This window comes from Phaeodactylibacter xiamenensis (assembly GCF_965229835.1).
GTDB lineage: Bacteria > Bacteroidota > Bacteroidia > Chitinophagales > Saprospiraceae > Phaeodactylibacter > Phaeodactylibacter xiamenensis.
In genome coordinates, this window is record NZ_OZ245931.1 from 5928485 (window position 1) to 5952704 (window position 24220).

23 protein-coding genes are annotated in these 24220 nt (G+C 50.3%); 13 read left to right on the plus strand and 10 right to left on the minus strand.

Annotated elements, in window-relative coordinates; all coding sequences use genetic code 11:
- The first annotated feature begins 67 nt into the window (after window positions 1–67).
- Window positions 68–823, plus strand: a complete 756-nt coding sequence (locus ACO08I_RS22510; protein ID WP_282779419.1) for a class I SAM-dependent methyltransferase — start codon at window positions 68–70, stop codon at window positions 821–823.
- A 44-nt stretch (window positions 824–867) separates the two neighbouring features.
- The gene (locus ACO08I_RS22515) at window positions 868–1497 is read left to right on the plus strand and encodes a class I SAM-dependent DNA methyltransferase (protein ID WP_421947177.1); all 630 of its coding nucleotides are present in this window, start codon (window positions 868–870) and stop codon (window positions 1495–1497) included.
- 54 nt (window positions 1498–1551) lie between these two features.
- Here the strand turns inward: ACO08I_RS22515 and ACO08I_RS22520 are convergent, their stop codons facing one another.
- The 3 genes from ACO08I_RS22520 to ACO08I_RS22530 all read right to left on the minus strand — a co-directional run bounded on the left by ACO08I_RS22520 (window position 1552) and on the right by ACO08I_RS22530 (window position 3358).
- Window positions 1552–1902 (minus strand): hypothetical protein, encoded by a 351-nt coding sequence (locus ACO08I_RS22520; RefSeq protein ID WP_282776341.1) that lies wholly within the window; start codon window positions 1900–1902, stop codon window positions 1552–1554.
- The gene (locus ACO08I_RS22525; protein ID WP_044216056.1) at window positions 1902–2393 is read right to left on the minus strand and encodes a hypothetical protein; all 492 of its coding nucleotides are present in this window, start codon (window positions 2391–2393) and stop codon (window positions 1902–1904) included. Before ACO08I_RS22525 ends, ACO08I_RS22520 begins: the two co-directional genes overlap by 1 nt.
- 836 nt (window positions 2394–3229) lie before the next feature.
- Complete coding sequence (locus ACO08I_RS22530) at window positions 3230–3358, minus strand: hypothetical protein (protein WP_262501593.1); 129 nt, start codon at window positions 3356–3358, stop codon at window positions 3230–3232.
- A gap of 192 nt (window positions 3359–3550) precedes the next feature.
- Between ACO08I_RS22530 and ACO08I_RS22535 the strand changes: the two genes are divergently transcribed.
- Window positions 3551–4054 carry a hypothetical protein gene (locus ACO08I_RS22535; RefSeq protein ID WP_282776339.1) on the plus strand — a complete coding sequence of 168 codons (504 nt, stop codon included), beginning with the start codon at window positions 3551–3553 and terminating at the stop codon, window positions 4052–4054.
- Between the two features lie 3 nt (window positions 4055–4057).
- On the opposite strand, the gene ACO08I_RS22540 is transcribed toward ACO08I_RS22535, so the two are convergent.
- From ACO08I_RS22540 to ACO08I_RS22550, 3 genes are read right to left on the minus strand one after another with little or no spacing between them, the layout of a single operon-like run.
- Entirely contained in the window at window positions 4058–4972 is a 915-nt protein-coding gene (locus tag ACO08I_RS22540; RefSeq protein WP_421949730.1) for a GYDIA family GHMP kinase, read from the minus strand.
- A 15-nt stretch (window positions 4973–4987) separates the two neighbouring features.
- Complete coding sequence (locus ACO08I_RS22545; RefSeq protein ID WP_044216048.1) at window positions 4988–6343, minus strand: hydroxymethylglutaryl-CoA reductase, degradative; 1356 nt, start codon at window positions 6341–6343, stop codon at window positions 4988–4990.
- A 45-nt stretch (window positions 6344–6388) separates the two neighbouring features.
- Entirely contained in the window at window positions 6389–7447 is a 1059-nt protein-coding gene (locus ACO08I_RS22550; protein ID WP_282776252.1) for an isopentenyl-diphosphate delta-isomerase, read from the minus strand.
- Window positions 7448–7753: 306 nt separating this feature from the next.
- Between ACO08I_RS22550 and ACO08I_RS22555 the strand changes: the two genes are divergently transcribed.
- Together ACO08I_RS22555 and ACO08I_RS22560 are read left to right on the plus strand one after the other, a co-directional pair.
- Window positions 7754–8344, plus strand: coding sequence for a sigma-70 family RNA polymerase sigma factor (locus ACO08I_RS22555; RefSeq protein ID WP_044216045.1), 591 nt, complete (start codon window positions 7754–7756; stop codon window positions 8342–8344).
- Window positions 8345–8584: 240 nt separating this feature from the next.
- Entirely contained in the window at window positions 8585–8824 is a 240-nt protein-coding gene (locus ACO08I_RS22560) for a hypothetical protein (RefSeq protein ID WP_044216043.1), read from the plus strand.
- Window positions 8825–8905: 81 nt separating this feature from the next.
- On the opposite strand, the gene ACO08I_RS22565 is transcribed toward ACO08I_RS22560, so the two are convergent.
- The 3 genes from ACO08I_RS22565 to ACO08I_RS22575 all read right to left on the minus strand — a co-directional run bounded on the left by ACO08I_RS22565 (window position 8906) and on the right by ACO08I_RS22575 (window position 13913).
- A complete protein-coding gene (locus ACO08I_RS22565; protein WP_421947178.1) occupies window positions 8906–9310 on the minus strand; it encodes a hypothetical protein in 405 nt (134 codons plus the stop codon).
- A 253-nt stretch (window positions 9311–9563) separates the two neighbouring features.
- The gene (locus tag ACO08I_RS22570; protein WP_421947179.1) at window positions 9564–10226 is read right to left on the minus strand and encodes a sulfotransferase family 2 domain-containing protein; all 663 of its coding nucleotides are present in this window, start codon (window positions 10224–10226) and stop codon (window positions 9564–9566) included.
- Between the two features lie 177 nt (window positions 10227–10403).
- Complete coding sequence (locus ACO08I_RS22575; protein WP_282776247.1) at window positions 10404–13913, minus strand: hypothetical protein; 3510 nt, start codon at window positions 13911–13913, stop codon at window positions 10404–10406.
- A gap of 258 nt (window positions 13914–14171) precedes the next feature.
- Here ACO08I_RS22575 and ACO08I_RS22580 point away from each other — a divergent pair, with 258 nt between their 5' ends.
- From ACO08I_RS22580 to ACO08I_RS22610, 7 genes are all read left to right on the plus strand, one after another.
- Window positions 14172–14816 carry an MBL fold metallo-hydrolase gene (locus tag ACO08I_RS22580; protein ID WP_421947180.1) on the plus strand — a complete coding sequence of 215 codons (645 nt, stop codon included), beginning with the start codon at window positions 14172–14174 and terminating at the stop codon, window positions 14814–14816.
- Between the two features lie 60 nt (window positions 14817–14876).
- Window positions 14877–16514, plus strand: a complete 1638-nt coding sequence (locus ACO08I_RS22585; RefSeq protein WP_282776243.1) for a M1 family metallopeptidase — start codon at window positions 14877–14879, stop codon at window positions 16512–16514.
- 425 nt (window positions 16515–16939) lie between these two features.
- Window positions 16940–18265, plus strand: coding sequence for a porin (locus ACO08I_RS22590; RefSeq protein ID WP_282776242.1), 1326 nt, complete (start codon window positions 16940–16942; stop codon window positions 18263–18265).
- A 19-nt stretch (window positions 18266–18284) separates the two neighbouring features.
- Window positions 18285–19373 (plus strand): sulfurtransferase, encoded by a 1089-nt coding sequence (locus tag ACO08I_RS22595; protein WP_282776240.1) that lies wholly within the window; start codon window positions 18285–18287, stop codon window positions 19371–19373.
- Window positions 19374–19471: 98 nt separating this feature from the next.
- Window positions 19472–20797 (plus strand): sulfite oxidase, encoded by a 1326-nt coding sequence (locus ACO08I_RS22600; protein ID WP_282776239.1) that lies wholly within the window; start codon window positions 19472–19474, stop codon window positions 20795–20797.
- Window positions 20798–20801: 4 nt separating this feature from the next.
- Entirely contained in the window at window positions 20802–21332 is a 531-nt protein-coding gene (locus ACO08I_RS22605; protein WP_421947181.1) for a hypothetical protein, read from the plus strand.
- Window positions 21333–21366: 34 nt separating this feature from the next.
- On the plus strand, window positions 21367–22440 hold the full coding sequence (locus tag ACO08I_RS22610; RefSeq protein WP_282776235.1) for a sterol desaturase family protein: 1074 nt from the start codon (window positions 21367–21369) through the stop codon (window positions 22438–22440).
- Between the two features lie 89 nt (window positions 22441–22529).
- On the opposite strand, the gene ACO08I_RS22615 is transcribed toward ACO08I_RS22610, so the two are convergent.
- Window positions 22530–22961 (minus strand): hypothetical protein, encoded by a 432-nt coding sequence (locus ACO08I_RS22615; RefSeq protein ID WP_421947182.1) that lies wholly within the window; start codon window positions 22959–22961, stop codon window positions 22530–22532.
- A gap of 177 nt (window positions 22962–23138) precedes the next feature.
- On the opposite strand from ACO08I_RS22615, the gene ACO08I_RS22620 reads away from it, so the two are divergent.
- A complete protein-coding gene (locus ACO08I_RS22620; RefSeq protein ID WP_421947183.1) occupies window positions 23139–24200 on the plus strand; it encodes a proline iminopeptidase-family hydrolase in 1062 nt (353 codons plus the stop codon).
- The last annotated feature ends 20 nt before the right edge of the window (window positions 24201–24220 follow it).

Sequence of the window (24220 nt, forward strand, 5' to 3'; positions counted from 1 at the left end):
ATAAAGCCTATTTGGGGGCTGACTGGCGATCAGAGCCTTCTTCGGCAAAAAAATACAACACTACCCTATGGAAGAATCCGACTTTGAATTATTAGGCGAATACTATTCCATGCTGGAACGACAGGGCCCCGGCAGCCCGGAAACGACCCTGAAGGCGCTCAGCTTTGTTGAGGTTCAACGCCCAATTGTCCGGATAGCCGATATTGGGTGCGGCACCGGAGCTCACACTTTGCTGCTGGCAGAGCATCTGCCTGGCAGTCAGGTCACTGCGCTGGACCTTTTCCCGGTCTTCATTGAACAACTCAACGCTAATGCTGCACAAGCTGGGCTGCAAGACCGGGTGAAGGGCATCACCGGCAATATGGAGGCCTTGCCCTTTGAGCCTGACAGCCTGGACCTGATCTGGTCCGAAGGTGCCATTTATAACATTGGCTTTGAGCGTGGTATCCGGGAATGGCGGGCATTTCTCAAAACAGGGGGCTACCTGGCGGTTTCAGAGATTAGCTGGCTCACGCAAGAGCGCCCCTCAGAGCTACAGGATTATTGGGCCGCTGCTTACCCGGAGATCAACACCGCTTCCGCCAAAATGGCGCAGATGGAAGCCGCAGGTTATACGCCCAGGGCTGCTTTCATTATCCCGGAGAATTGCTGGACCGACCATTACTACAGTCCGCAGATTGCGTTACGGGAAGCCTTCCTGGAAAAGTATCCCGGCAATCCTGCTGTGAAGGCCTTTATTGAAAATGACCGGGCAGAAGCTGATTTGTATGAGCGTTTTAAGCAGTACTATAGCTACGTGTTCTACATTGGGCAAAAGGTGTAGGCCGTCAGGATTGCTCCCGGGCGGGCCTTTAAGCACAAAAAAGTATGGAAAAAAACGCAAATATCAGGGCACTGGCAGCAAAAACAAGAAGCGTATACGAGCAGCACGGTTTGCAGTACGATGCCGAGCGCAGCCGGTTGCTGTTCGAAAAGAAATGGCTTCGCCGGTTTGAGAATTTATTGCCTGCATCAGCGGCTATTCTTGATGTCGGTTGCGGGGGAGGGGAACCGATCGGGCGTTATTTCATAGAGCAGGGCTATGCAGTCACTGGTATAGATTTCGCAGCGCCCATGGTTGAGCTGGCGAAAGCGCGCTTTCCCGACAGCACATGGTACCGGATGGACATGCGGGTGTTGGATTTACAAGAGTCCTTTCAGGGCATCATCAGCTGGCACAGCTTTTTCCACCTGACGCCCACTGAGCAACGCGCAACCCTGGCTCGGTTTGCCCAACATTTGCAGCCCAAAGGCCTGCTCTTGCTGACCGTAGGCCCTGATGCCGGAGAAGTCACCGGCCACGTGGGCGGGCAACCGGTCTACCACAGCAGTCTTTCGCCGGCAGCGTATCAGGAAGTACTCCATAGCCTGGGCATGACGGTCCTTGACTTTGTACCGGAGGATCCGGAATGTGATTTTGCTTCGGTGCTGCTTTCGCGGAAGATGGCGTCGTTGTAGAAGGAAAAACACTGATATAACCAGGCACAACTTTTGGTAATACGTTCGGTCCGCTTACGCGCCTTTGAGCTTTTTTATCCTTTCGGTCAGCGCAGCAGGCACCTCCTCCCACTCCTGTAATTGCTTCAGCACCTGCCTGATCACCGCCTGCCGGAATCTTTCAGCAGAAGCATTCTCCCGTTCGACAGGTATATACCATGCAATTTGGGTTTCATCCCAGTCAAAGGTGTCTCTGTCTTTATTGATACGAAGGTCAATAACCACGTATAAAACAGGCAGGGTCAATCCTTGTGCTGCGGTATTGAAATCATCTTCCAGCTCCGTCAGGGCATCAAGGACAAATTTCAAATCAGCTTCTTCGGCCATCAGGCCGAGGCGGAAAGTGCGGGTGGTAGTGGTATTCATTAGGTATCTCGTTTGTTGCCTGGTGGGCGAATTAATGGATACTGTCGTCTTAGATTTTCTGGAAGTTGAGCATAAGTATAGATTTTAATCTTTTCCTGCTTAAGACACTCTTGATAGGAACCCTGGAATTGTACAAAATAGGTAAGACCTTGATTAACGTGCCAGTTTCCGTATCTGCCTCTTTCTCCTTTTTTAGTCACGCCATATTTCCAAACTTCTCCTCGGTGAAGAAAAATTTTGACTTCCCCCGGGCAATTGAAGCAGCTATACCATCCATCCTTTGCGGCAACCAAGGCATACTGTTCAGCATTCTCAAGCTCTTCCAGCTCCTTTTCCAGCTTTTGCCTTCTTTCAGGCGAAAGCTTAGTAATATCCTTGCTATAAAAAAGTAGTGCAGCGCTACCAATCAACAGCATTAACAATACAATATAACGCTTCCTGTCATTCCGCTCTGGCGGAACCAACTGCGGTGATTTCTTATTAACAACCATACAAAATAAGAATTAACCCTTTGCGAGTCCACAAAGGAGCATGAGTCTATTTTGTAAGTTGGGGAAGTGGTCGATGAATGCATTGACCACAGGGGTATAGCAATATTAAATCTTTTGGGGCAATAAAGCAAGGAGGGTGCAAGCCTTGTCGGGGCGCTTTCCCCCAGTCTTTACCGGGGTCCGGCAGGTTCTCCATGGGCTTCCCTTACGTCATTCCGCCGGGATACAAGAGGTGTTCCCAGGAAAAGCTGGGGCAGAGCACCTGTCAAGGTCTTGGTTTAAGCTCTACGCCAGCAGTCCTGTAGGGGAGCCTTCCCTTTTTTATCAGGATCCGGCAGGTTTTCCTGCTATACCAGGGGTTGCGGAGCTATAGAGGAGGGGATACGTTTTTGCTAGGCGGGAAAACCAGTAAATGTGCCGTTTCACTGATTTAGGGAATAGTGCTTTACATTCCTGCGCCGTTGTCAGTTTATCAGCTATCGGCTCTTCTGTTAGTAGGTTATCTTATCATCAAACAATCCAAACTTGAAGCCGTCAGCGGTCCATTGGCCTGCCACATAAGCTGTATCTCATTCGTCAACTTGTAGAATCCCCGTATCACGCCCTGGTGCTTCCGTAGGTAGGCACCTGACGCTGTAGGCGTCAAATATCAGTTGAACGGGCAATGAAGTGGTATGCCCGACCCTGTAGGAGGCGCATCTTCTTTGTTGTTTGACTGCTTTTTAGCCATGTTCTGGCTTTTTTAACCCATACTCCTCCTCCCCCCCAAACCAAAACAGCCGACCTCCCCCACAGGAAAGCCGGCTGTTCCAGTCTCTTCAATGCTGAAGCTGTTCTTACATCGCACGCAGGGCCTTCACCAGGTAGGTGAGGGAGAAGGGCAGTGCGACCCAAAACCACTCGTTCATAAAGATCAGCATCAAGATCACGACGGCTGTGGATACCAGGAAAAGGATCCAATCCATCGCTGTTGATTTATTTTCTGCATTCGCTTCCATATCTCGATTATTGATTCTGTTATTGATTGCCGTTAGATGGCCGGTGCCATCCTGTTCGGAGCCAAAAATAAGAAGTATTCCCAAATTGCCCAAGGTATCAGGCAAATCCTGTATCCGAACATGCGCTCTGACCGGAACGTTTTGACAGAAAACCGAAGAATGAAATACTGTTGCACCGTTTTGATCGCGTTCTTTTTTGCCTGCTCTGTACTGTTCGGTCAGGGAGAACCACCATTGCCGGGCGTTTTCTACCTGGAAATCCGGCAGACGGTGGAGCCGGAGGAATTCCCTCAGAGGCAGTTGCGGGTATATCGCTTACAGGGAGAAGCCCTGACCATTCTCATCGAAGGATTTGACGACCCGGAAGCGGAGGTGTCTGTCAATCGGGTGCTGTCCAAAACATGCTACAACGGGATTGTACAGGAAGCGGAGCGCAACCGCCTGATGGCTGTGGGCACAGACTGCGTGGCGTATACGCCTGTTGCCCGGCCTTCCCTCAAAACAGAATTGAAAATTCAGTACAAAGGTGAGACCAAAGTCTGCTATTCTTACGATAAGCCATTTGTACCGGCACTGCAGCAGGTACTGCAAAAGCTCAATACCTGCATTCCAAATCAAGACCATAAAGTGATCCTGCCTCAGCGCTCGCCACAACTAGATTAGAAGCTAAACAAACTCCCGATAGCCGAAAACGGTTTCAAAGCCTTTGACCTTAAAGTACTGCTGCACTGCCTGCGCGGGCTTCCCGCTAATGGCCATCACGAAGTCGCCTCCCCAGGCCCCAAGCGATTTGACGACGCCTGGGAAATTAGGGAAGTGCTTTTCCTTTACAGTGGGTAAGCCTAAAGTTTTGGAAAGTAACGCTTCGTGTTCTTCGAGTACCAGGGTGGCTTCGGTAGCAGTGCGTGCCTGTAAGAAAAGCAGTGTCAGTTCCGAAAGACGGTCACGTAGCTTCTCAGTGCCACTGCCCCGGCTGCGGTACCTGGCAATGCCCGCCCTGCTGTCCTGTTTATGGCCCAGGAAAGCAAAGCAGATGTGGTCCGCAAAGACGGGTGCGTAGGGGACCTCAACATAAGAAGGCTGTCCCTGCCGGCGCTGAAATAGTACCGGGTACTGACTGTTGGCGCAGGCGATATCGTAGCCCGATCCGCCGAAGGTATCTTCCAGTAGTTGAAAAGGGTCGATGCCGGCCCAGCGGGCAATACCGGCAATAAGGGTGGAGCTGCTGCCCAGCCCCCATTCCCGGGGGAATTCCAGTTGGGTTTCGAAGTTCAGGTAGGGCTGATTGCTCCAAAATCCGGGGCGTTGTTTTTCGATGCCCTGGAAAAGGGTTTCCAGGCGCTTGCCGGTCTGCAAGTCATTAGCTTGCAAGAGCATTCCTCCGGCAGCGAATTTGCCTTCAAACCAGGTTGTGCCATCCGCTAACCGGCTTTGCCAGCTGTGATGTGCGGCCTGTGGTGCGGTTCTTACGCGGAGCCACTGCCCGCGACGGAGTGGCAGACCTAGCGCCAGTGCGCCGTCGAGTACGGCATATTCACTGGTCAGGAGAACTTTGCCGTTAGTGTGAATCGCTTGTTCGATGGTTTTTAGGTTTTGCTATTTCTTCAAAAAGTGTTCGGGCACCAGCCGGTTATTGCGGCTTTGCTTGATGTAGTCGCGCACCGCGGTAAAGGACACTACCTTGTCGGCGAAAAATGCCGCAGCCTGCTCCTGCTCCGCCGGCGTAGCTTTTAGGTGGTTGAGAATATTAAGCAGGTGCATCTTCATATGCCCCTTTTGAATGCCCGTGGTGACGAGTGAACGCACGGCTGCGAAGTTTTGTGCGAGCCCGGTCGTGGCAATGATCATCATCAGGGTTTCCGCATTCGGATGGCCCAGCATTTCCAAAGACAGGCGGGCAATAGGGTGGAGGCGGGTCAGCCCACCTACAGTACCCACCGCAAGGGGCAGGTCCATCCAGAATTTGAATACCCCATCCTTTACGGTGCAGCTGCTGAGGCTGCGGTAGCGGCCGTCCCGTGCAGCATAGGCATGGCCGCAGGCTTCGATGGCCCGGAAGTCATTGGCTGTAGCCAGTACCACCGCATCAATGCCGTTGAAAATCCCCTTATTATGTGTTGTGGCCCGGTAAGGGTCGATCTGAGCAATGCGTATGGCTTTGGCAAACTTCTCTGCAAAGGTTGCTGCGTCCATATTTTGGCCAGCGGCATCAAGGGCTTCCACAGGGCATTCCACCCAGGTACGGACCACGCATTCAGGGGTGTAGTTAGAGAGAATAGCCATGATGATGTCGAGGGAGGCTTCTTCCCTGCGGAGTAGATCATGGGTTGCAGCCATTTGCTGCAGGCTCACGCCGAATTCTTCCAGTACGGAATTGATGAAGTTGGCACCCATGGAGTCACAGGTTTCAAAAGTCACACGCAGTTGGTAATAACCGGGTTCTTCGGCAGTGAGGTCCACCAGCTCTATATCCTGAATACCACCCCCCCGTTTTTCCATGTTGGTGGTAATGTGGCGGGTGTCCTCCCGGAGCTGTTGCTCGATGTCGGGCATAGCTGCTTTGAGGGCGGCACTATTGCCGGTCCAACTGAAATGCACCTGCCCGACTTTACGGGTGGACAATACTTTGGCATGGAAGCCACCTCTTTTGGACCAGAACTTGGCAGCACTTGATGCGGCAGCGACCACCGAGCTTTCCTCAATCGCCATCGGCACGGCGTAAACATCTCCATTGATGACAAAGTTGGGGGCTATACCAAAGGGGAGGAAGTGATTGCTGACGGTATTTTCACTAAAGCCATCAAAAACACGCTGCTGCTCAGCATCCTCATGCCAAAAGCTTTTGAGCTCTTTGATGGTTTCCTGTGGTTTTTCGAAAAACTGTTCCGCAATCCAGTTCAGTTTTTCTTCTTTGGACAGGCGTGAAAAACCTGAAATCGTCTTATCCTGCATGTTTGTAGGTTAAAGTAGCGGTGCGGGCACCGCTTATTCGTTGTTTTATCGTACCCGGAGAAAGGCGTTGGCTAATTCAAGACCTTCTATTTGAGCCGCCACGTAGGCCTGAAGTTCTTCGTAGCTGCCGCGGGCGTGCCGCAGGAAACTCGAAGCCTGCCCGTATATAGCAGGTGCATTCAGTTTTTGGGTCAAATAGTAACCGTCGAGAAAAGTCCTTACGCCACCGGAAATGATGAACTGCCGGCAGACGGCTTTGTCGCCGAGTTCTTCAAGTAACTGATTAGCCATAAGGGTCATTTCGGCAGCGCTGTGCCCCACATGTGCCAGTTGTTCGTAAATGGCAGCTTTGGCTTCATCGCCCCTGAGCATTTCCAGGCGTGCAAAGTTAGTGCCTCCATTTGCAGCAAAGTCGATGGCTGCAAGGGGGAGCTGCATAAGCGCCCGCAGGCTCTCCATGCCCATGCCCTGCCCTACTTCTTTTACAATGATGGGAAGGTTTACTTTTTCCAGTACCATTTCTATGACCTGAAGGGAGCTGCGCACAAAACGGTCACCCTCCGGCTGCAGCCATTCCTGTAGTGGGTTGACGTGGATAATGAGGCCATCTGCCTGCAGCTTATCAGTCAGTTCCCGGACCCGGTACAATTCTCCGCGGTCGATGAGCTCTTCCAGTTGGGCAATACCCAGATTGGCAAAAAGGGGAAGGTCATCCCCGATTTCCTTTCGGACATCAAAATCGGGAAGGCTTTCGTTGCTGTAAAGCAAAGGTCGGCAGGAGCCCAGCCCCATGCCCATTCCGAACTCTTTACAAGCCCGGGCCAGATTGTGGTTGATGGTATTGGCCCAGTCGGTTCCTCCAGTCATACTGGATACCCATACCGGCGCGCGCATGGTTTTGCCCAGGAACAGGAAGTTCTTGAGGCTGCCTTTTGCCGGGTGACCCGACAGAAGCGGCTCGTAGTAGAAACGCTGGTCGAGGGTGCCGCTTTCCACCTGGGAGCGGAACGCCAGTTCAATATGGTCACGCTTTCTGGATGAAGCCGTGGGATCTTCCTTGGGAGATAATGTGTCCACATTTAATGGTTTGCTCGTAAAGGTCATAAAAATCGTGGTTTTGTCCAGCAAAAATCAGGTTTAGGTTTGCCGGCATGTCGGTGCGGGCTTCGGAACGATGAAACAACAGCCCCCTTAAATGGTTCCCGCAAGCACTTGGTTTGTAGGTGCTCAGGGCAGGAGCTGACATTTTTCTTCCGGCCCCGGAAACTTTTTTTTTCCGATCTCAGTTGATGGTCGTGTGAAGGGTAAAATGCAGCACAAACAGTGGTGCTGCAGCTTCTTAGCTTCAGCCGGCAATGTACGGATTTACAACGCCCGGGAATTTGCTGGTTGCCCAAAAATGCTATCTTTATGGTACAGACGAAGGAAATAACTACGATGAGCAGTTCGAACAGCAACGTTTTCGAGGAAGAATTTCTGCCTCAGATTGATGCCCTGTACACCTTCGCGTACCACCTGACCTATAATGAGGAGGACGCTAATGATCTTGTACAGGAGACTTACCTCAAGGCTTATCGTTTTATCGATAGCTACAACGCCGGAACCAATGCCAAAGCCTGGTTGTTCCGTATCCTCAAGAACGCCTTCATTAATCAGTACCGGAAAAAGAGCAAGCAGCCTACACAGGTCGACTATGAGGAGATCATCAACTACCATGATGAGGAAGACTCGAGCCTGACGTCCTACCACGACCTTAGGGAGGAGATGTTTCAGGGTATGATGGGCGATGAGGTGACCAATGCGATTAATGCATTGCCGGTCGATTTCCGTGTGGTAATCCTGCTTTGCGATGTGGAAGGGTTCACGTACGAAGAGATTTCCAAAATTGTGGATATCCCTATCGGTACGGTTCGCTCCCGTCTGCACCGGGCCAGAAATATGCTAAAAGAACAATTGAAAACATACGCTGAGTCTTTGGGCTACAAAGACAAGCGCAAATAATTCGTTAACCTACTACTCAAAGTAGTCCGTTGGTGGAGCCTGCTGTGTATGGCACTCAGGCTTCATTGCCGGCTATCCTTAAACGAAAAGAGATGCAACGCCTTATCCACGAACACCGATTTACAGATACGCTACCCTGCCCGCATCCGGTGAGCACGGGTGGTGTGACGGTGCCATCTTGGCAAAGCCTCTGTTTTACGTTGACCGGGCGGACTACCCAACAGTAAAAAACGTATCACAATGAGAGATCAGAATTACCAGGAACTCGTCAGAAAAGTCACGATGTATCTCGACAACGAACTTAGTGAAAGTGATGAACGAGAACTGCTGATTGAAATCAAATCCAACCCCGCCTACCTGAAAGTCCTTAGTCAGGAAAAATCCTTCCGGGAGTTCATCAAGAGCAAGATCCACCGCCGAAAACCTTCCCCTGCGCTCATTCAGTCCATCAAAGATAAGATTAGAGTTGCTACAGCTTAACGTGCTGTACTTTCAATATACCAGGCTTTTGTATGCCAAAGGCCCGACAGCTGCTGTCTGATATAGGAGAGCAGCTGTTTTTTATTGCCAATATCCTGATGCTTTTAAAGCGACTGCCCGGTTGTAAAGTTGGATATCTGCCTGATTGAGCGCCGCAATGCGTTGGCGTATCGCCTTATCCGTTTCATCCGTTGGAGGCGTCGGGTTCTTTTTAATTTGGAAGGCGGCTTCCGGGAGTTCCCACGATAGCTTATTGCTTAGAAGCCTGACATCCTGCCCGAACTGTTCCTGCAGCCCCAGAAAAAAGAGGTCGGTCAGTTCCAGCCCATCAAGAAAACGAGCCATTACGTTTTGCCGTTTCTTCAGCTCAATAAAAGTTTCCAGGTCGTAGTGGTGGCGTATGGTTTTGCCGGTTTTTAGCCGCGCTGCTTTCATTTTTCGGTAATAGCGAAAGTTGGACAAGACCTGCTCTACCGGATCGTGCATGAAAGTGATGAATTTAGCTTCAGGATGGTGATAATGGGCAAGAAAGGACCGGTAGGGAAGGTGCCCGTGCAAGACCTGGTAGTGGTGTGGGTTAAGGTTTTCAATGTTTTGCTGCTTTCGCTTCAGCCAACCTTTGTTTACGTGAAGTATTTCTTACTCCCCGTAAGCCAGTTTGAGTAGCTGCAGAAAGGTCTGACCAGCTGTTTTGGGAATGTGTATGGAAATCAGAGATGGCTTCATTTAGGCAGTAATTTTAGCTCCAGAACCCTTTTTCTGAAAGTTGTTTTGCTTTTTCGTATAGTGCCAGATCTTTTTCGTTGCATTTGCGGATTCTCATGATTAGCTCTTCTGGCAGGGAGGGCGCTGATTGTTTGGTTCGCTTATTCTCGTTAACGCGCATCTGCAAGGGCAATTCACTTATGCGCCACTGTAGTTTTCGGCCGAGTCTGACCACGTCCTCCTTAAACTGCTCCTGAAAACCAACAAAAAAAAGCGCCTCAAGATCGATTCCCTCCAAGTACTGACTCATTTTATTTCTGCGCTTAGGGCGTTCAATAAAGTCCTCTATACTAACGAGCTGAGCTGAGGGGTTTCTTTTCTGTTTAGCAGGAAAAACCGAATCCCGGTAGTGATAATAGTTTGAAATAACCCGGTCTACCGGATGCCGTAGCCAGGTAATGTATTTGGAAGAGGGAAGTGCTACCTTTGAAATCTGCCGATAGGGCAAATGGCCATGTATCACAGGGTACCGGTCCGTGGGATGGTCTGCCAGCTGTTCATTTTGCTTAGTAAGGTAATAATGGTCAAGAGATAGTACGCCGTTCACCCCGTACTGAGATTTGAGGATTTCCCGGAAAGTCCGTCCTGCTGTCTTTGGGATATGAATAGACAGCAGCTCAGGGTTTATGGGATTCAATGAATCTTTCTTTCTCTGTTGCAAAATGCTCCGTAAATCGCGTAAAAACTTCATAGCAACTGCTTTTGAGCCTGCAAGTTAATAAACGGAACTACAGATAACGAAAACCGGCAAATGCAGCACGAGAGATAAGATGCTCACATGGTATTAACACTTTTTGTGATAAGCCATTAACCATCAAAAGTCTGTGCCAATGGAAAGATAGAACATCGGGTCCTGAACCACACGGGTTTCAATGCCCCATGCATAATCCACCCGTACGAAGTAGCCAAAAAGCATTGCCCTCACCCCTGCGCCATATCCTGCCACGATAGGGTCTCTGAAATAGTTGACTCTCACAGAGACGAGACCGCTGTTGTCCACCACTGAGGTATTCAGCGGATTTTCCTCGCTGTAGGGGTCATTGCCTTCCCAGGCAGTACCCACATCAAAGAAGCCAACCAGTTGGAAGTTGCGGAAGAACTGGGAGCGTACCCGCTTCGAAAAATACTTAAAGATGGGCATCCGCAGCTCGATATTAGACAGCAGGTAAGAGCTGCCGTTCCGGATGTTGAGGTCAAAGCCCCGCATGTTGGTGGCCAGCGCCTGGAAGGCAATATCTTGTCCGGCTGCCGGAATTGGAATTTCATTGTTGAAGCTGTTGAACAGCCAGTTGTCCACCCCACCCAGGAAATACACCATGCGCTCTGAACCGAAAGAAGTGGCACCTGCAGCCCGGAGGGCAATCACAGAGTGCTTCAGGAAGCGTTGATAGTGGCGGGCATCAAAGCCGACAATACCCATGGCTCCGCGTGCTAAGTCAAAAGAAACTCCATCGGTAAAGCCCAGGTCGAATTTCTTAACCCCCTCTACGAAAATCTTATAACGGGAGCCATTCTTGATATTGAGCGCCACATCCAGCGTATTGTCAAACACATACTCCAGCCTTAGCCCTGCCCGCTGTTCACTGGTGGTAGGCACCTGGAGGGAACTACGCTCCGTAGCAAGCTGAGTGACCCGGTCGCGGCGTAAGGTCCCGGTAGCCCGAAGGCTGCGGAAAATATCAAGTGGATAGCGTACCCCATACTGGCCAAGCAGGATGTTGACTTCCCGGCGGCTGGGCACAAAGGAAAGGCTCTCCGATGAAAATTGCTGATTGCGCCGGTAGATGGCGTACTGCCGGTCAAGGCGGCGTTTTTTGTCTTTAAAGGTGACAAAGTATTCAGTACCATTGAAGGTAGTCGGTACCCGCACGCCCCCCTCAAATTCATAATCTTCGAACAGGTCCTTGAAGTTGGCTTTGAGCAAAATGCCGGGATTGGGCAGGTTGAAGCCATCGGGGTTGGCAGCGAAACTGTTTAGCCCGTCGAAAAGCAGGCTGTTGTCAAGCTGTGTGGTCACAAAATCGGTCCTGAATTCCAAACGGTAAGGAATGATTTTTGAAGACCGGAACTCGTAAGGCTTTTTAGTGCGCAGCCCCGGGCGGTTCATGACATCAGAAAGCTGACGGTCGCTGGTAATAATTCTGACCTGCTCGGGCTCATTTTCGTTTTCGGGCTCCTGAACAATAATGACGGTGGGCTCACTCTCTTCGTCATCAAACTCGCTTTGGAAGAGGTAGTTGTCAATATCTACCTTGCCTGTATCTCTCCGGCTTTGGTCCACCCGAACTGTGTCTACACTGACCCTATCCGACTCCGTCAGAATGGACATGACAGGTTTCTGCCTTGAGGAAGGTGGCGCCTGTTGCTTTTTCTTCGGTTCAATGACCGTTGCTTTTTTGACTTCAGCAGACCGCTGTTGCTGGAATCCGGTTTCCGCAGCGCTGCTTATGGCATCTGAGGGGGCAGGCTGAAAGAGGTGCAGCTGGTGTTGCCCGTTTTCCAAAACCAGCTGAACGGCCCGATTGGTTCTGCGGGCATTATCCTGCCGAAGGATATTACGGTGGTAGTTGGTATTAGGCTGCGTCACGGCCCGCTTTTTGATCACAGGCTCTATGATGATGGTATCGATTAGCGTGCTGTCCAGGCTAGTCATGGCAGAATCGACATGCAGCCTTATTTCAGAGCCATCCTCCAGTTGAATCAACTGATCATAGTGGTGGATGTATTCCTCAAGATAACCTGAAGCCCGGTTGTAGATACCTGATGCGTCGCTAAGGTAGGAAAACCAGGAGGTGTCCACTGCCATCGGCTCCCGCTCATTGGCGTAGGGCGTATTGGTAATCCGGACCAGTTCTTCCGAGCGGTCTTCCAAATCGTAGTAGAACAGGTCAAAATCATCAATGGGCAGTATACTGTCCAGTTTTTCCTGCTTCAGCAAGGTGTCCTGACGATTGGACGCGAAAAGAATGCCGCGGCGGTTGTCGATTTCTACGTAAGTGGCGTCGAGATCATCCCAAAAGTCATTCGTGATGCGTTGAGTCTGCCGGGTATTGGTGTAGTAAAGGAAGATATCAGAATGCCCTCTGACGGTAGCCGAGAAGACCATAGTGATGGGATTAACGTAGGACATGCTGTATACCCGCTGATATTCGGAAGACAATGGCTCTTCGGTATGCTTACCGGTACGAACATTATGGATGCGGAGGTAAGCTACATCCCTTTTCTCATAGAGAATGGCGATTTCCTGCCCGTTGGGGTTCCAGTCAATGATAGGGTAGTTGTAGTCAGTAGCCTGAAAGGCATTGCGGAACCCGCCTTTGAAAATGCGGTCTGAAGTCCCTTTGGCTATATCATACAGGTATATCTGATGCTTCCCAATCTCATTAATGATGTAGGCCACCTGTCTGCCGTCCGGGCTTATTTTAGCCCGCGTAACGGGTAAGTTGCGCTTATTTTTAATAGCCAAAGGGGCGGAGGAAAGCGTATCGCGGCGCTGTTCTTCCACCGAGTACCGGTCTTTATAGAAAACAGCCCAGTCCAGCCCTACACGCTCGTACGGCATACCCAGGACATAAAGAAAGCCATTCTCAATGCTCCGGTTGATCCGGGTAAGGTACAGGAGGTTGGAAACCTGGGATTTTCCGTATTGCTGGCCGATAAAGTGCCAGAGAGAATGCCCGGCAAGCTTCGGGTCCCGCTCAGCAAGCAGCTCAAAGCCCTCGAATTCATCCGAGAGGATATAGTCGCGCAGTTGGTTGTCCAGGTCTGTATTCCAGCGCTCGCCTACATAACCCACCAATCCTTCCTTAAACCAGACCGGCAGGTTCATCATTACCGCATTCTGAACAATCTCTTGTATGTTGGAACCAAACAGCATCGCATTCAGGTATACGCTTGCGATGCCCTCACGGACCTGTTTGCGTAAATTGCGGTGGTTGCCATCAAAATAGACAAAAACTTTGTTGCCCACAATTTTCGTCTGCCCTGCATTATTAACGAAAGTATCCTCACTGCCAATATTGCTCTGCTTGACATCGGTCAGGTCTGTATAAACGATAATCTGGATTTTTTCGTTGATCCGGTGCTCCAGGACATTTTGGATTTCCTGGAAGTCGTATTCCGCCAGTTGTACTACAGCCTGTCCGATATAGCGCCCTTCACCGTACCAGTAGGTTACAAAGTTGTCACTTTCGTACTGTGACCATTCTGCAAAATCATCGTGGTACTGCACGCGGTTTTTCCCGAACTCCACCTGTATGCCCTGAGCGTTAACAACAGTGGCTGATAGCAGGAGACAAAGCAGTGAAAGTAGGTATGTACGCATATGGAAAATTCGATTTGGGCGCATCGGGCAGTGCCGGAGCAGTAGTTTCATGTTATAGTACGCATTATAAAGACAGTCGCACGGGGCCATCGGTTTATTTTAAGGGGGGGTAATTTTGCCGCGCAGGCTACTTTATCATTTAACTTGAACGGAAAACAGCGAACTTTCTTTTGCGATTGAGCCGCCGGATTAGAGAATTGTTGGTAATGCAGGCGTTTGTGCCACAGCCGGGCTTTTTTATTTAACTTGCCCCGAAAAATGGCGCAAGTACTCAAACAGACTTTTAACCCTTTCCAGGAAAATACCTACATCGTCTATGATGAGACGGGGGAATGCATCATTTTTGACCCCGGTTGTTATTCAGCTGAGGAAAGGGCTGCCTTTAAAGCCACCATCGAAAAACAGGAGCTGACGCCGGTTCGCCTGATCAATACCCACTGTCATATTGATCATGTCTTTGGCAACCAGTTTGTTATGGATACCTACGGGCTGGAGCTGGAAATGCACGAAGGTGAGGTGCCCGTTTTGAAAGCAGCGCCTCAGTCTGCTTCCATGTTTGGTCTTCCTTTGCCTTCCGGTAACTTTGCAGGGGAACCCGGCCGGTTCATTGATGCAGGGGCGGTAATCACCTTTGGCAATACTTCCCTTAAAGCGTTGTTCACGCCTGGCCACTCTCCGGCAAGCCTCTCGTTCTTTTGCGAAAACGATCGTTTTCTGATTGCCGGGGATGTACTCTTCATGGGCAGTATAGGCCGTACCGACCTGCCGGGGGGCGATTTTGATACCTTAATCCGGAGCATTCAGAACGAGCTGTTCCCACTCGGGGACGATGTGACCGTCTACCCCGGGCATGGGCCCGAAACCAATATCGGGTACGAAAAGCAACATAATCCCTTCCTGTAACCCCAATTTTTGTTTTGTTAGCAACGTTTTATTGCTGATCCTCAACAATTTTAGTGATTTATGAACTGCTTAAAACTTTCCGCTTCTACGGCCCTGATTTTTCTTTTTCTGCTGCTACCTGTGTTCCTGGCAGCCCAGTTTGACCGTCAGGATACCCTCCGTGGGTCCGTAACGCCCGAACGTGCATGGTGGGACCTGACGTATTATCACCTGGATATAGAAGTTGACCCGGCCAAGCGGACTATCGAAGGGCGGAACACAGTCCAGTATAGAGTGCTGGAGCCTGGCAAGCGCATGCAAGTTGACCTGCAGCCGCCAATGGCACTTCGGGGCGCGGTGCAAAATGGGCAGCCATTGGAATACAGCCGTGATGGCAATGTTTACTACATACAAATGCCCCAAAGCCTTAAGGCGGGGCAGGTATACGAACTGGTACTGGAGTACGGTGGAAAGCCCCGGGTGGCAGTCCGTGCGCCATGGGACGGCGGGCTGAGCTGGGACGAAGACGAAAACGGCAATCCTTTCGTAGCGACCTCCTGTCAGGGAGAAGGGGCGAGCCTGTGGTGGCCCTGCAAAGACCATATGTACGATGAGCCAGACAGTATGCTGATCAGCGTCCGGGTGCCGGATACGCTGGTGGAGGTGTCTAACGGCAAACTCCTCAGTGTAGAAAAAAATGAGGACGGGACCCACACTTTCCACTGGTATGTTGACAACCCCATCAATAACTACGGCGTGAACGTCAATATCGGAGATTACGTACACTGGTCAGAAACGTACGCGGGGGAAAAAGGGGCATTGGACTGCAATTATTATGTGCTGCGCGGCAACCTGGACAAAGCCAAATCACAGTTCAGGCAGGTGCCGATGATGCTGGAGGCCTTCGAGCACTGGTTTGGACCTTACCCTTTCTACGAGGATGGCTTTAAACTGGTGGAGGTACCCTATTTGGGCATGGAGCACCAAAGCTCTGTGACTTACGGCAATAAATATCAGAATGGCTACCTGGGCATGGACCTGAGTGGTACGGGCTGGGGCCAAAAGTTCGACTTTATTATCATACACGAAGCCGGACACGAATGGTTTGCCAACAACATCACCTACAAAGATATTGCCGACATGTGGGTACACGAAGGGTTTACCGCTTACTCTGAAAACCTCTACCTCGATTATCATTATGGCAGCGAAGCCAGTGCAGATTATGTAATTGGTACCCGCAAGGCGATTATGAATGACCGGCCTGTAATCGGCGATTACGATGTCAATCATGCAGGCTCTTCGGATATGTACTACAAGGGAGCGAATATGCTTCATACTATTCGCACCCTTCTGGGCGATGATGAAAAATGGCGCAGCATACTCCGGGGGCTGAACAAAGACTTTTACCACCAAACGGTGACCACGAAACAAATTGAGGAGTACCTCATTGAAAAATCAGGACTGGACTTGCAGCCTGTTTTTGATCAGTACCTGCGCGATACGCGTATACCTGTACTGGCGTGTAAATGGGAAAAGGGCAAGCTGTCCTACCGCTGGGAGCAAACCATATCCGGATTTGATATGCCCGTAACTTTATTGCACAAAGGAGAGCCGGTCGTACTAAAACCAGATACGGAATGGCAACGAATCAACCTTAAGCGAACGGATGACCTAAAAGTGCAGCGGGATTATTACGTCAGACTACAAATTAAAGACTAGCGACATTGCATAAAGCGTAAATCCTATAGGGAAATAGGGTTAACGGGCGAAGCCCCGTCGAGGTCTAACTTGGCGGGGCTTCGCTGTCTAAAGTAGATTATTCCGGTTTTTCATATTGGTTTGGTAGGTTTTTTGGTAAAGCGTGTTTTTTTTAATATAAAAATTGAAAATTTGCGTTTTGTATTGAACATGTTTGGGTGAAATGCTGTAAGTTTGGCATTAAATTCTGACCGGTCATGGAATAGAGCCCTTGTGTATTGATCTGATGCAATCGCAATTCATGCTCTGTTCCGCCTACTGCACTAACTCGTAAGCCTATTACATTTTGCCCGTGTTGCTTCCTTGTGTGCGCAAACGCACAAACTATTCGTTGCAATGCGCAGATATTTGTAAATCAAAACATTAACCAAAACCAAATTCAGTAAATGAAAGGCTTAACTTTTGGGTTAGCATTAGTGCTTGTACTTATGGCGGCTATATCTTTGCAGGCACAGGAAAAGACAGCTACAGATGAGAAGGTTCCTGTTCAGGAAATGTGGCTCAAAAAAAAGGAAGACTTCAAATTCAATATCCGGATGATGGTACAGCTATGGTCGCTGTACTCTATGGATCAGGAAGTATATAATGCAGAAACTGGCGAATATGAAGGCGTAGACAACCGCCTGAATACCAATCTCCGCCGGGCGCGCCTGCTCATCGGAGGCGAGCCTTATCCACGACTGAAGTACTCTCTGGCGATGTTTTACGATCTTGCCGGACGAGACCTGCTCAGCTCAAGCATTGGTGGTACTAACCCTGCACAACCAAACTTTGGAGTATGGGATGGCTTTTTCCAGTATCAGCTCACCAAGGGCAGTCAGGCTGCGTGGCTGACGGGCGGCTGGTTCCGTCCGCAAATGCAGCGGGAAAGCATTACTTCCGGCTGGTCGGTCAACTCCTTCGAAAAGTCTATGTCTCAGAATTATGTACGCCGTCATCTGGTAGGCACTGGGCCTGGCCGGGCTGCAGGCCTCAATATTGGCGGGTTGTTTCAGGGAGAGAAGGTCGGGCTCAATTACAACCTTGGTGTTTTCAACCCTTTGACGACAAGCCCGCTGGGGCAAACTGTGGGGCGGGAGTTTGCTCCATTGATTGCAGGGCGGGCGGTACTTTACCTCGGCGACCCGGAACTGACGAAGTACAAAATTGGGTACGAAACCAACTTTTACAACAAGCGCAAAGGGGTTTCCCTTGACTTCAACGCTTCCTATCAGGGGCAGACGGACTTGTTCGAAGAATCCCTGGCTTTTGGCCCTGGCATGCTGCTTAACTGGGGGCCGCTCAACCTTGATGGAGAGTGGATATTTATGACCCGCTCCAGCACCCGTACAAGCAGTGATGGGACCTCCCGTGCTTTTGACTACACCTCTAATACCGGCCACGTACGCGTAGGCTACAACATTACGGTAGGCAAGTACATGCTGGAGCCGGTATTCATGGTGATGCAGTTCAATGGTGGCGAAACAGCGGAAGAACAGGCAGATGCTTCTGCAGTTGGCTCCTTCTCCGGTTCAGAGCAGACCTACGATGCCGGTGTAAACCTGTACCTGGACCGCCGCAATCTTAAGCTGATGCTACACTACACCTGGCGCGATGGTGACCCCGGCGCTGCAGGTGATGGTGCCCGCGTCAATCAATTCTTCAGTCAGAGTGGTGTCGGCGCAATCCGCCGTGGCAACTGGCTGGGCCTTGGCTTGCACGCCATATTCTAAACCTTAACCAATGATTATCATGAAATTGTCACGTTTACACCATTCGAGCCTGCTACTGCTAGGCTTTTTCCTAAGTTTTTTCGTATTTTCCTGCCAGTCAGAAGTTAATTCTGAGAAAGAAGCAGAAACTACCAAGGTCGAAGAGAAGGTAGATGAATCGCTTAAGTCTTCTGTCAAAGCCAATCACCTAGTTGAAACCGCCGATGTAAAGGCGATGTACGATGAAGGAAAAGCCTTCAAAGTCATCGAAATCAGCAAAAAGGACGCCTTCGAAAAGGGGCACCTGCCCGGCGCGGTTAATTTCTGGCGCCCGGATTACGAAGGCGGAAGTTACGATTACGGAGGCATGCGGGCATCACCTGAAGAAATGGCTGCGCTCCTGGGCAGCAATGGTATCAGTGCAGATGACTTCCTGGTTATCTATGATACCAAAGGCAGCGTAGATGCCATCCGCTTCATGTGGATGCTCGATATGTATGGCCATGAAAACATGGCTGTGATGAATGGTGGCAAAGCTGCATGGAAAGCTGATGGTTTTGAACTGACTACCGAAGTGACCAAAGCTGATCCAGTACTGTACACCTTCAGCAATGCCCCGGATTATACCCGGCTGGCCAGTATGGAAGATGTACTGGCTGCTATGGCCGATACGAACTATATTCTGCTGGATACCCGCGAACCTGAAGAGTATCAGGGCGTGCCTTACGTTAGCAAAGGAGTTTGCTACCCATACAAAAAGGGGGCTTTCACTTACGGACGTATTCCTGGTTCCATACACCTGAACTGGTCAGATGCGGTGGACCTCAACGGAGACCACAGGTTCAAATCACTAAAAGACCTGAAATACAACTTTGAGAAAGCAGGCATTACGCCTGACAAGAAAGTTATTGCGTATTGTCAGTCTGGTGTGCGTTCCGCTCACACCACTTATGTGCTCACTGAAATACTGGGGTTTGAGGATGTGAAAAACTACGACGGATCCTGGATAGAGTGGAGCCACAATTATATTAACAAAGGTGGCGTGGCTATTGAGCGGGATATTGACGATGCGGAACACAAAAAGCGGTTTGCCGAGCTTGAAGCTGAGCTCAGCAAGGCTGCGGAATAAAATTAAAACCTCCGGTATATCACTTTCAAAACGTGTTGTACCAGAGGTTTTCCCAGGTACAAAAGCCAAAAAATCTGCATTACTAATACAGTTTTACAATGAAGAATCGCAAGAAAAAAGTAGGCTTGCACGAGCTTTATGCCAAAGACCCTATCGAAGCGGACCGCCTGCTCTGGGGGCGTGAATCTGACCCGGAAACACGGCGTGGTTTCCTGCGTAAAGGAGCCCTGCTTGCCATCGGAGCTGCACTGGGAGCACCTATGGTTTACGGCAAGCACTTCCCGGCCGGAATGATCCCTGCCGGACTGGCACAGGAAGACGCCCCGTTTCAGATACCGGGTAAGCACCCGGACCTGATTGTACTGAATGACCGGCCGCTCAATGTGGAGACGCCGGCTCATTTGCTGGACGACAAACTCACACCGGCAGATAAGTTCTTCATCCGCAACAACGGCATCCCGCCAGAGGAGGATGAAATCAATGTGAATACCTGGACGCTTTCCATAGAGGGCGAGTCTGTGCGCCAAAAGAAATCCTACACGATTCAGGAACTTAAAGATAAATTCCAACACCACACCTATGCCCTCACGCTGGAGTGTGGCGGCAACGGCCGGGCCGAATTCAACCCGCCTGCCAAGGGTAATCAGTGGGGGATAGGCGCAGTAGCCTGTGCTTCCTGGACGGGTGTGCGCCTGAAAGATGTGCTCAATGATGTTGGGCTTAAGGGAGATGCCGTTTATGTAGGCTATGAAGGTATGGACCGCCACGTAAGCGGCAACCCGGAGAAGAAGCCGATCTCCCGTGGTGTACCCATGGAAAAAGCGATGCAGGATGAGACCATTATCGCCTGGGCAATGAACGGGCAGGATATTCCTTACCAAAACGGGCACCCGCTTCGCCTGGTCACAGGTGGCTGGCCAGCCTCTACTTCCGGCAAATGGCTGACCAAGCTCTTGGTACGCAATAAAGTGCACGATGGGCCAAAGATGGAAGCCCCTTCCTACCGGGTCCCCTGTAAGCCGGTAGCACCGGGTACCAAAGTGAAAGACGAAGACATGTGCATCATTGAGAGCATGCCGGTCAAATCCGTCATCACTTATCCAAAGACTGGCGCTTCCCTCAAATCAGGACAGAAGCTGCCGATCCGCGGGCATGCCTGGGCGGGTGAGCTGAGTGTGGAAAAAATGGAATACTCCATTGACTTTGGTGCCACCTGGAAGCCTGCAAAACTGGAGGCTGCCGCTAACCGTCTGGCCTGGCAGCACTTCAATGCTGAAGTCAGCTTTCCTGAAAAAGGCTATTACGAGGTATGGGCCCGTGCTACCGACAGCCGGGGCACGGCACAGCCGATGATCCTGCCTGGCTGGAACCCTAAAGGCTACCTCAATAATGCTTGTCATAGAATCGCTGTAAAAGTAATCTGATATTATGTTACACCTACCTGATCATTTGACCGAAAAGCAAAAACAAGCCTACCGAAAGCGGTGGCTGGGTACCATCGGTCTTATTGTCCAAACGGTGTCCGCTATTTTCTTTGCGGTCGTCGGTTTGTTCCTGTTTGCCCTCTTCCAGCCCGCTTTGAATGGGTGGTTTGACGACCCTCAAACAGTCCCTGTAGAAATCTCGCAACAGCGTATGGCTGAAAAGGCGGCTGATATGGACCGGGTGGAAGATGGTATACACATGGAGACCGGGCTGATCGCTGCGGAAGGCTGGGAAACCGTTCGGGCTACCTGTACGGCCTGTCATTCTGCCAAGTTGGTCACTCAGAATAAAGCTACCCGTGATGGCTGGAAGAATATGATTGTCTGGATGCAGGAGACGCAGGGACTCTGGGACCTGGGCGACCAGGAAAATGCTATCCTTGATTACCTGGCCGCCAATTATGCTCCCGAGGAATCCAGCCGCCGTGCCAACTTGGACATGGAGGCGATCGAGTGGTACCTCCTTGAATTGTAATGTAATCTGTAAACTAAAAACTTAACTATTCGTCATGAAGTATTGGGATATATTTGTTGATGGCTACAATGGCTATGCAAGCTATCTGTGGTATGAGATCACCCACCCGGGGTGGCAGAATTATTTTTACTGGCTGCTTATTGTTTCAGGCTTCTTCTTCTTGTTGGAAGTGGTGACGCCCTGGCGCAAAGATCAGCCAAAATTCAGGAAAGACTTCTGGTTGGACTTCTTTTACATGTTCTTCAACTTCTTCCTGTTTTCCCTCATTATCTATAATGCGGCTTCGGACGTGGTGGTCAACCTGTTTAACGATGGCATCAAAGCCATTACCGGTGGTTTCGACCTGCAGGCCTCCAATCCACTGAATGCTTCGCCCATGTGGCTTATCTTACTGGTTGGCTTTCTGGTCCGTGATTTCGTTCAGTGGTGGGTACACCGGCTGTTGCATCGCAGTGATTTCCTGTGGGAGTTCCACAAAGTGCACCACTCGGTTCAGCAGATGGGCTTTGCTGCACACCTGCGTTACCACTGGGTAGAAAATGTGGTCTACCGGTCACTGGAGTACATCCCGCTGGCTCTGCTTGGAATTGGTCTGTATGATTTCTTTATCATCCACATTTTTACGCTGGCTATTGGCCACTATAACCACTCCAATATTACGGTTCCTGGTTATGTGACTGGTGGTGTATTGGGCGCTTTGATTGGACTGCTTATTGCTACCGGCGGATTTGATATCAACCTCTTGCAGGACCCATCCCTGGCTGCTCAGTTGGGTACAGTGGCTGCAAGTATAGCCGTGGGAGCATTTGCGCTTGGGCCATTTATGAAGAAAGTCTTCAATAGTCCGGAAATGCATATCTGGCACCACTCCTATGATCTTCCTGAAGAACACCGGTATGGTGTGAACTTTGGTATTTCACTGGCGTGCTGGGATTACATCTTTGGCACTGCTTACATCCCGTTCAATGGGCGGGATATTCGCCTGGGCTTTCCTGGAGTGGAGGAATTCCCTGAAGACTTTATCCACCAAAACATTCATGGTTTTGGTAGTGTGCACAAGGAAGAGCGTGTAGCTGAAAATGACTTGCCGGCTACGCCTGCCAAATAAGACGGTAGGTTGCTACCTTGAAAGACAAAATGCCCGGAAGTAGTGGTTGACACTGCTTTCGGGCATTTTTGTTGGGGTTGCGAAGTGTACTATTCGAAGTCAAGTCCACATGCAGGCAGGTCAATGGCTTGGCGCAGGGACATGCCGTCTGATAAACGGGTGATAAAAACGGTGGCAGTGTTTCCGCATACGCAGCCCGGAGTATAACTGTTGTGCCCACCATGGTTGCCGTCGATAGCCCACTTGAACGTGTAATTTTCCGGCCGGTCAATGATCACATTGAGGTTCACGCCCTCAAGGGTGCAGTAGTTCTTTTGTATTTCAAAGGTGAAGGCAGGAGCTTGTATATAGGCCTTGTCCTTCGGGGCATATTCCGCTTCAGCAAGATCGGAGTATTCAACAAGATTAGAAGTTGGTGCGGGAGCGAAAGACTCCTTTTCGCAGGAGGTCATAAGGCTAATAGCCAGGCAAAAAACAAGGACTGGAAACAAACGGGCGAAGGTGATCAAGTGATTCATCATGACTAAAGAATTTAAGATTGTTAGGTTAAAGTGTACAGCTCTTTTATTTAGGCGCATGGGAAAAGGATACCCTGTGGAGTTGTTTTTTTTGTTCCTTCCATTCGAAGGGGTGTAAAACATCCGCTTTTATTCCCTGTTTACTCCCTATATCATTTGCGAATCAAAACAAACGACAAAATGAAAAACTTAACACTGCTATTGGGGCTGGCCCTACTATTTGGCTGCTCTCCGGCAAGCACTAATGAAACCGCTGAAGCATCCACCGAAACCGATGGTATCAACTATGAGGAATACCTGGACTACTCAGGCATGGAAGACAAAAACAGCGGTGGGGTAAGGCGCATCACCATCAATACGCCCTCCGGTGATTTCCAGGTGTGGACCAAGCGGGTAGGTAATAACCCCACCAAGAAAGTACTCCTGCTGCACGGTGGGCCAGGTGCTACTCACGAGTACTTTGAGGTTTTTGACAGCTACTTCCCAAAAGAAGGCATCGAATATTATTATTATGATCAGCTGGGCTCTCATTTCAGCGATCAGCCGGAAGACACCTCGCTCTGGAATATCCCCCGCTTTGTGGAGGAAGTAGAGCAGGTGCGCAAGGCGCTGGGGCTGAATAAAGACAACTTTTACATCCTCGGGCACAGCTGGGGCGGTATCCTGGGCATTGAGTATGCCCTGAAGTACCAGGAAAACCTCAAGGGGCTGATCATTTCCAATATGATGTCCTCGATCCCGGCATATGTGAAGTACGCGGAGGAAGAACTGGCACCTGGCCTGCCTGCGGATGCCCTGGCAGAAATCCGTGAGCTGGAGGCTGCTGGTCAGTACACCGATGAGCGCTATCTGGAATTGGTGGAAACGCATTACTACCCAAAGCACGTACTGCGCATGCCCCTGGCGGAATGGCCGGACCCGGTCATCCGCGCCCTGACCAACATCAACTACGGTATTTACCTCATGATGCAGGGGCCAAGTGAGTTTGGCGTAGTGGGCGATGCCACCCTGAAGGAATGGGATCGGACAGAGGACCTCGCTAAAATCACCGTGCCGACACTTTCTATAGGCGCGGAGTACGATACCATGGACCCTGAATTTATGGAGATGATGGCAGGTAAGTTGCCCAATGGCTCCTACCACTATTGTCCGGAAGGCGCCCACTGGGCCATGTACGATGATGCTGATAACTACTTCAAAGGCGTGATTGACTTCGTGAATGAGGTTGATACCGCCAAATAATTAGCGTAGTTTTAGGGGGT

Coding starts and splice junctions, on each gene's coding strand:
- ACO08I_RS22530 (WP_262501593.1), bottom strand. CDS start 3,358: ATGGATTGGATCCTTTTCCTGGTATCCACAGCCGTCGTGATCTTGATG.
- ACO08I_RS22545 (WP_044216048.1), bottom strand. CDS start 6,343: ATGCAGGATAAGACGATTTCAGGTTTTTCACGCCTGTCCAAAGAAGAA.
- ACO08I_RS22525 (WP_044216056.1), bottom strand. CDS start 2,393: ATGGTTGTTAATAAGAAATCACCGCAGTTGGTTCCGCCAGAGCGGAAT.
- ACO08I_RS22600 (WP_282776239.1), top strand. CDS start 19,472: ATGAAGAATCGCAAGAAAAAAGTAGGCTTGCACGAGCTTTATGCCAAA.
- ACO08I_RS22605 (WP_421947181.1), top strand. CDS start 20,802: ATGTTACACCTACCTGATCATTTGACCGAAAAGCAAAAACAAGCCTAC.
- ACO08I_RS22515 (WP_421947177.1), top strand. CDS start 868: ATGGAAAAAAACGCAAATATCAGGGCACTGGCAGCAAAAACAAGAAGC.
- ACO08I_RS22585 (WP_282776243.1), top strand. CDS start 14,877: ATGAACTGCTTAAAACTTTCCGCTTCTACGGCCCTGATTTTTCTTTTT.
- ACO08I_RS22595 (WP_282776240.1), top strand. CDS start 18,285: ATGAAATTGTCACGTTTACACCATTCGAGCCTGCTACTGCTAGGCTTT.
- ACO08I_RS22575 (WP_282776247.1), bottom strand. CDS start 13,913: ATGCGTACATACCTACTTTCACTGCTTTGTCTCCTGCTATCAGCCACT.
- ACO08I_RS22565 (WP_421947178.1), bottom strand. CDS start 9,310: ATGCACGATCCGGTAGAGCAGGTCTTGTCCAACTTTCGCTATTACCGA.
- ACO08I_RS22535 (WP_282776339.1), top strand. CDS start 3,551: ATGAAATACTGTTGCACCGTTTTGATCGCGTTCTTTTTTGCCTGCTCT.
- ACO08I_RS22560 (WP_044216043.1), top strand. CDS start 8,585: ATGAGAGATCAGAATTACCAGGAACTCGTCAGAAAAGTCACGATGTAT.
- ACO08I_RS22590 (WP_282776242.1), top strand. CDS start 16,940: ATGAAAGGCTTAACTTTTGGGTTAGCATTAGTGCTTGTACTTATGGCG.
- ACO08I_RS22580 (WP_421947180.1), top strand. CDS start 14,172: ATGGCGCAAGTACTCAAACAGACTTTTAACCCTTTCCAGGAAAATACC.
- ACO08I_RS22510 (WP_282779419.1), top strand. CDS start 68: ATGGAAGAATCCGACTTTGAATTATTAGGCGAATACTATTCCATGCTG.
- ACO08I_RS22555 (WP_044216045.1), top strand. CDS start 7,754: ATGGTACAGACGAAGGAAATAACTACGATGAGCAGTTCGAACAGCAAC.
- ACO08I_RS22520 (WP_282776341.1), bottom strand. CDS start 1,902: ATGAATACCACTACCACCCGCACTTTCCGCCTCGGCCTGATGGCCGAA.
- ACO08I_RS22550 (WP_282776252.1), bottom strand. CDS start 7,447: ATGACCTTTACGAGCAAACCATTAAATGTGGACACATTATCTCCCAAG.
- ACO08I_RS22610 (WP_282776235.1), top strand. CDS start 21,367: ATGAAGTATTGGGATATATTTGTTGATGGCTACAATGGCTATGCAAGC.
- ACO08I_RS22620 (WP_421947183.1), top strand. CDS start 23,139: ATGAAAAACTTAACACTGCTATTGGGGCTGGCCCTACTATTTGGCTGC.
- ACO08I_RS22615 (WP_421947182.1), bottom strand. CDS start 22,961: ATGATGAATCACTTGATCACCTTCGCCCGTTTGTTTCCAGTCCTTGTT.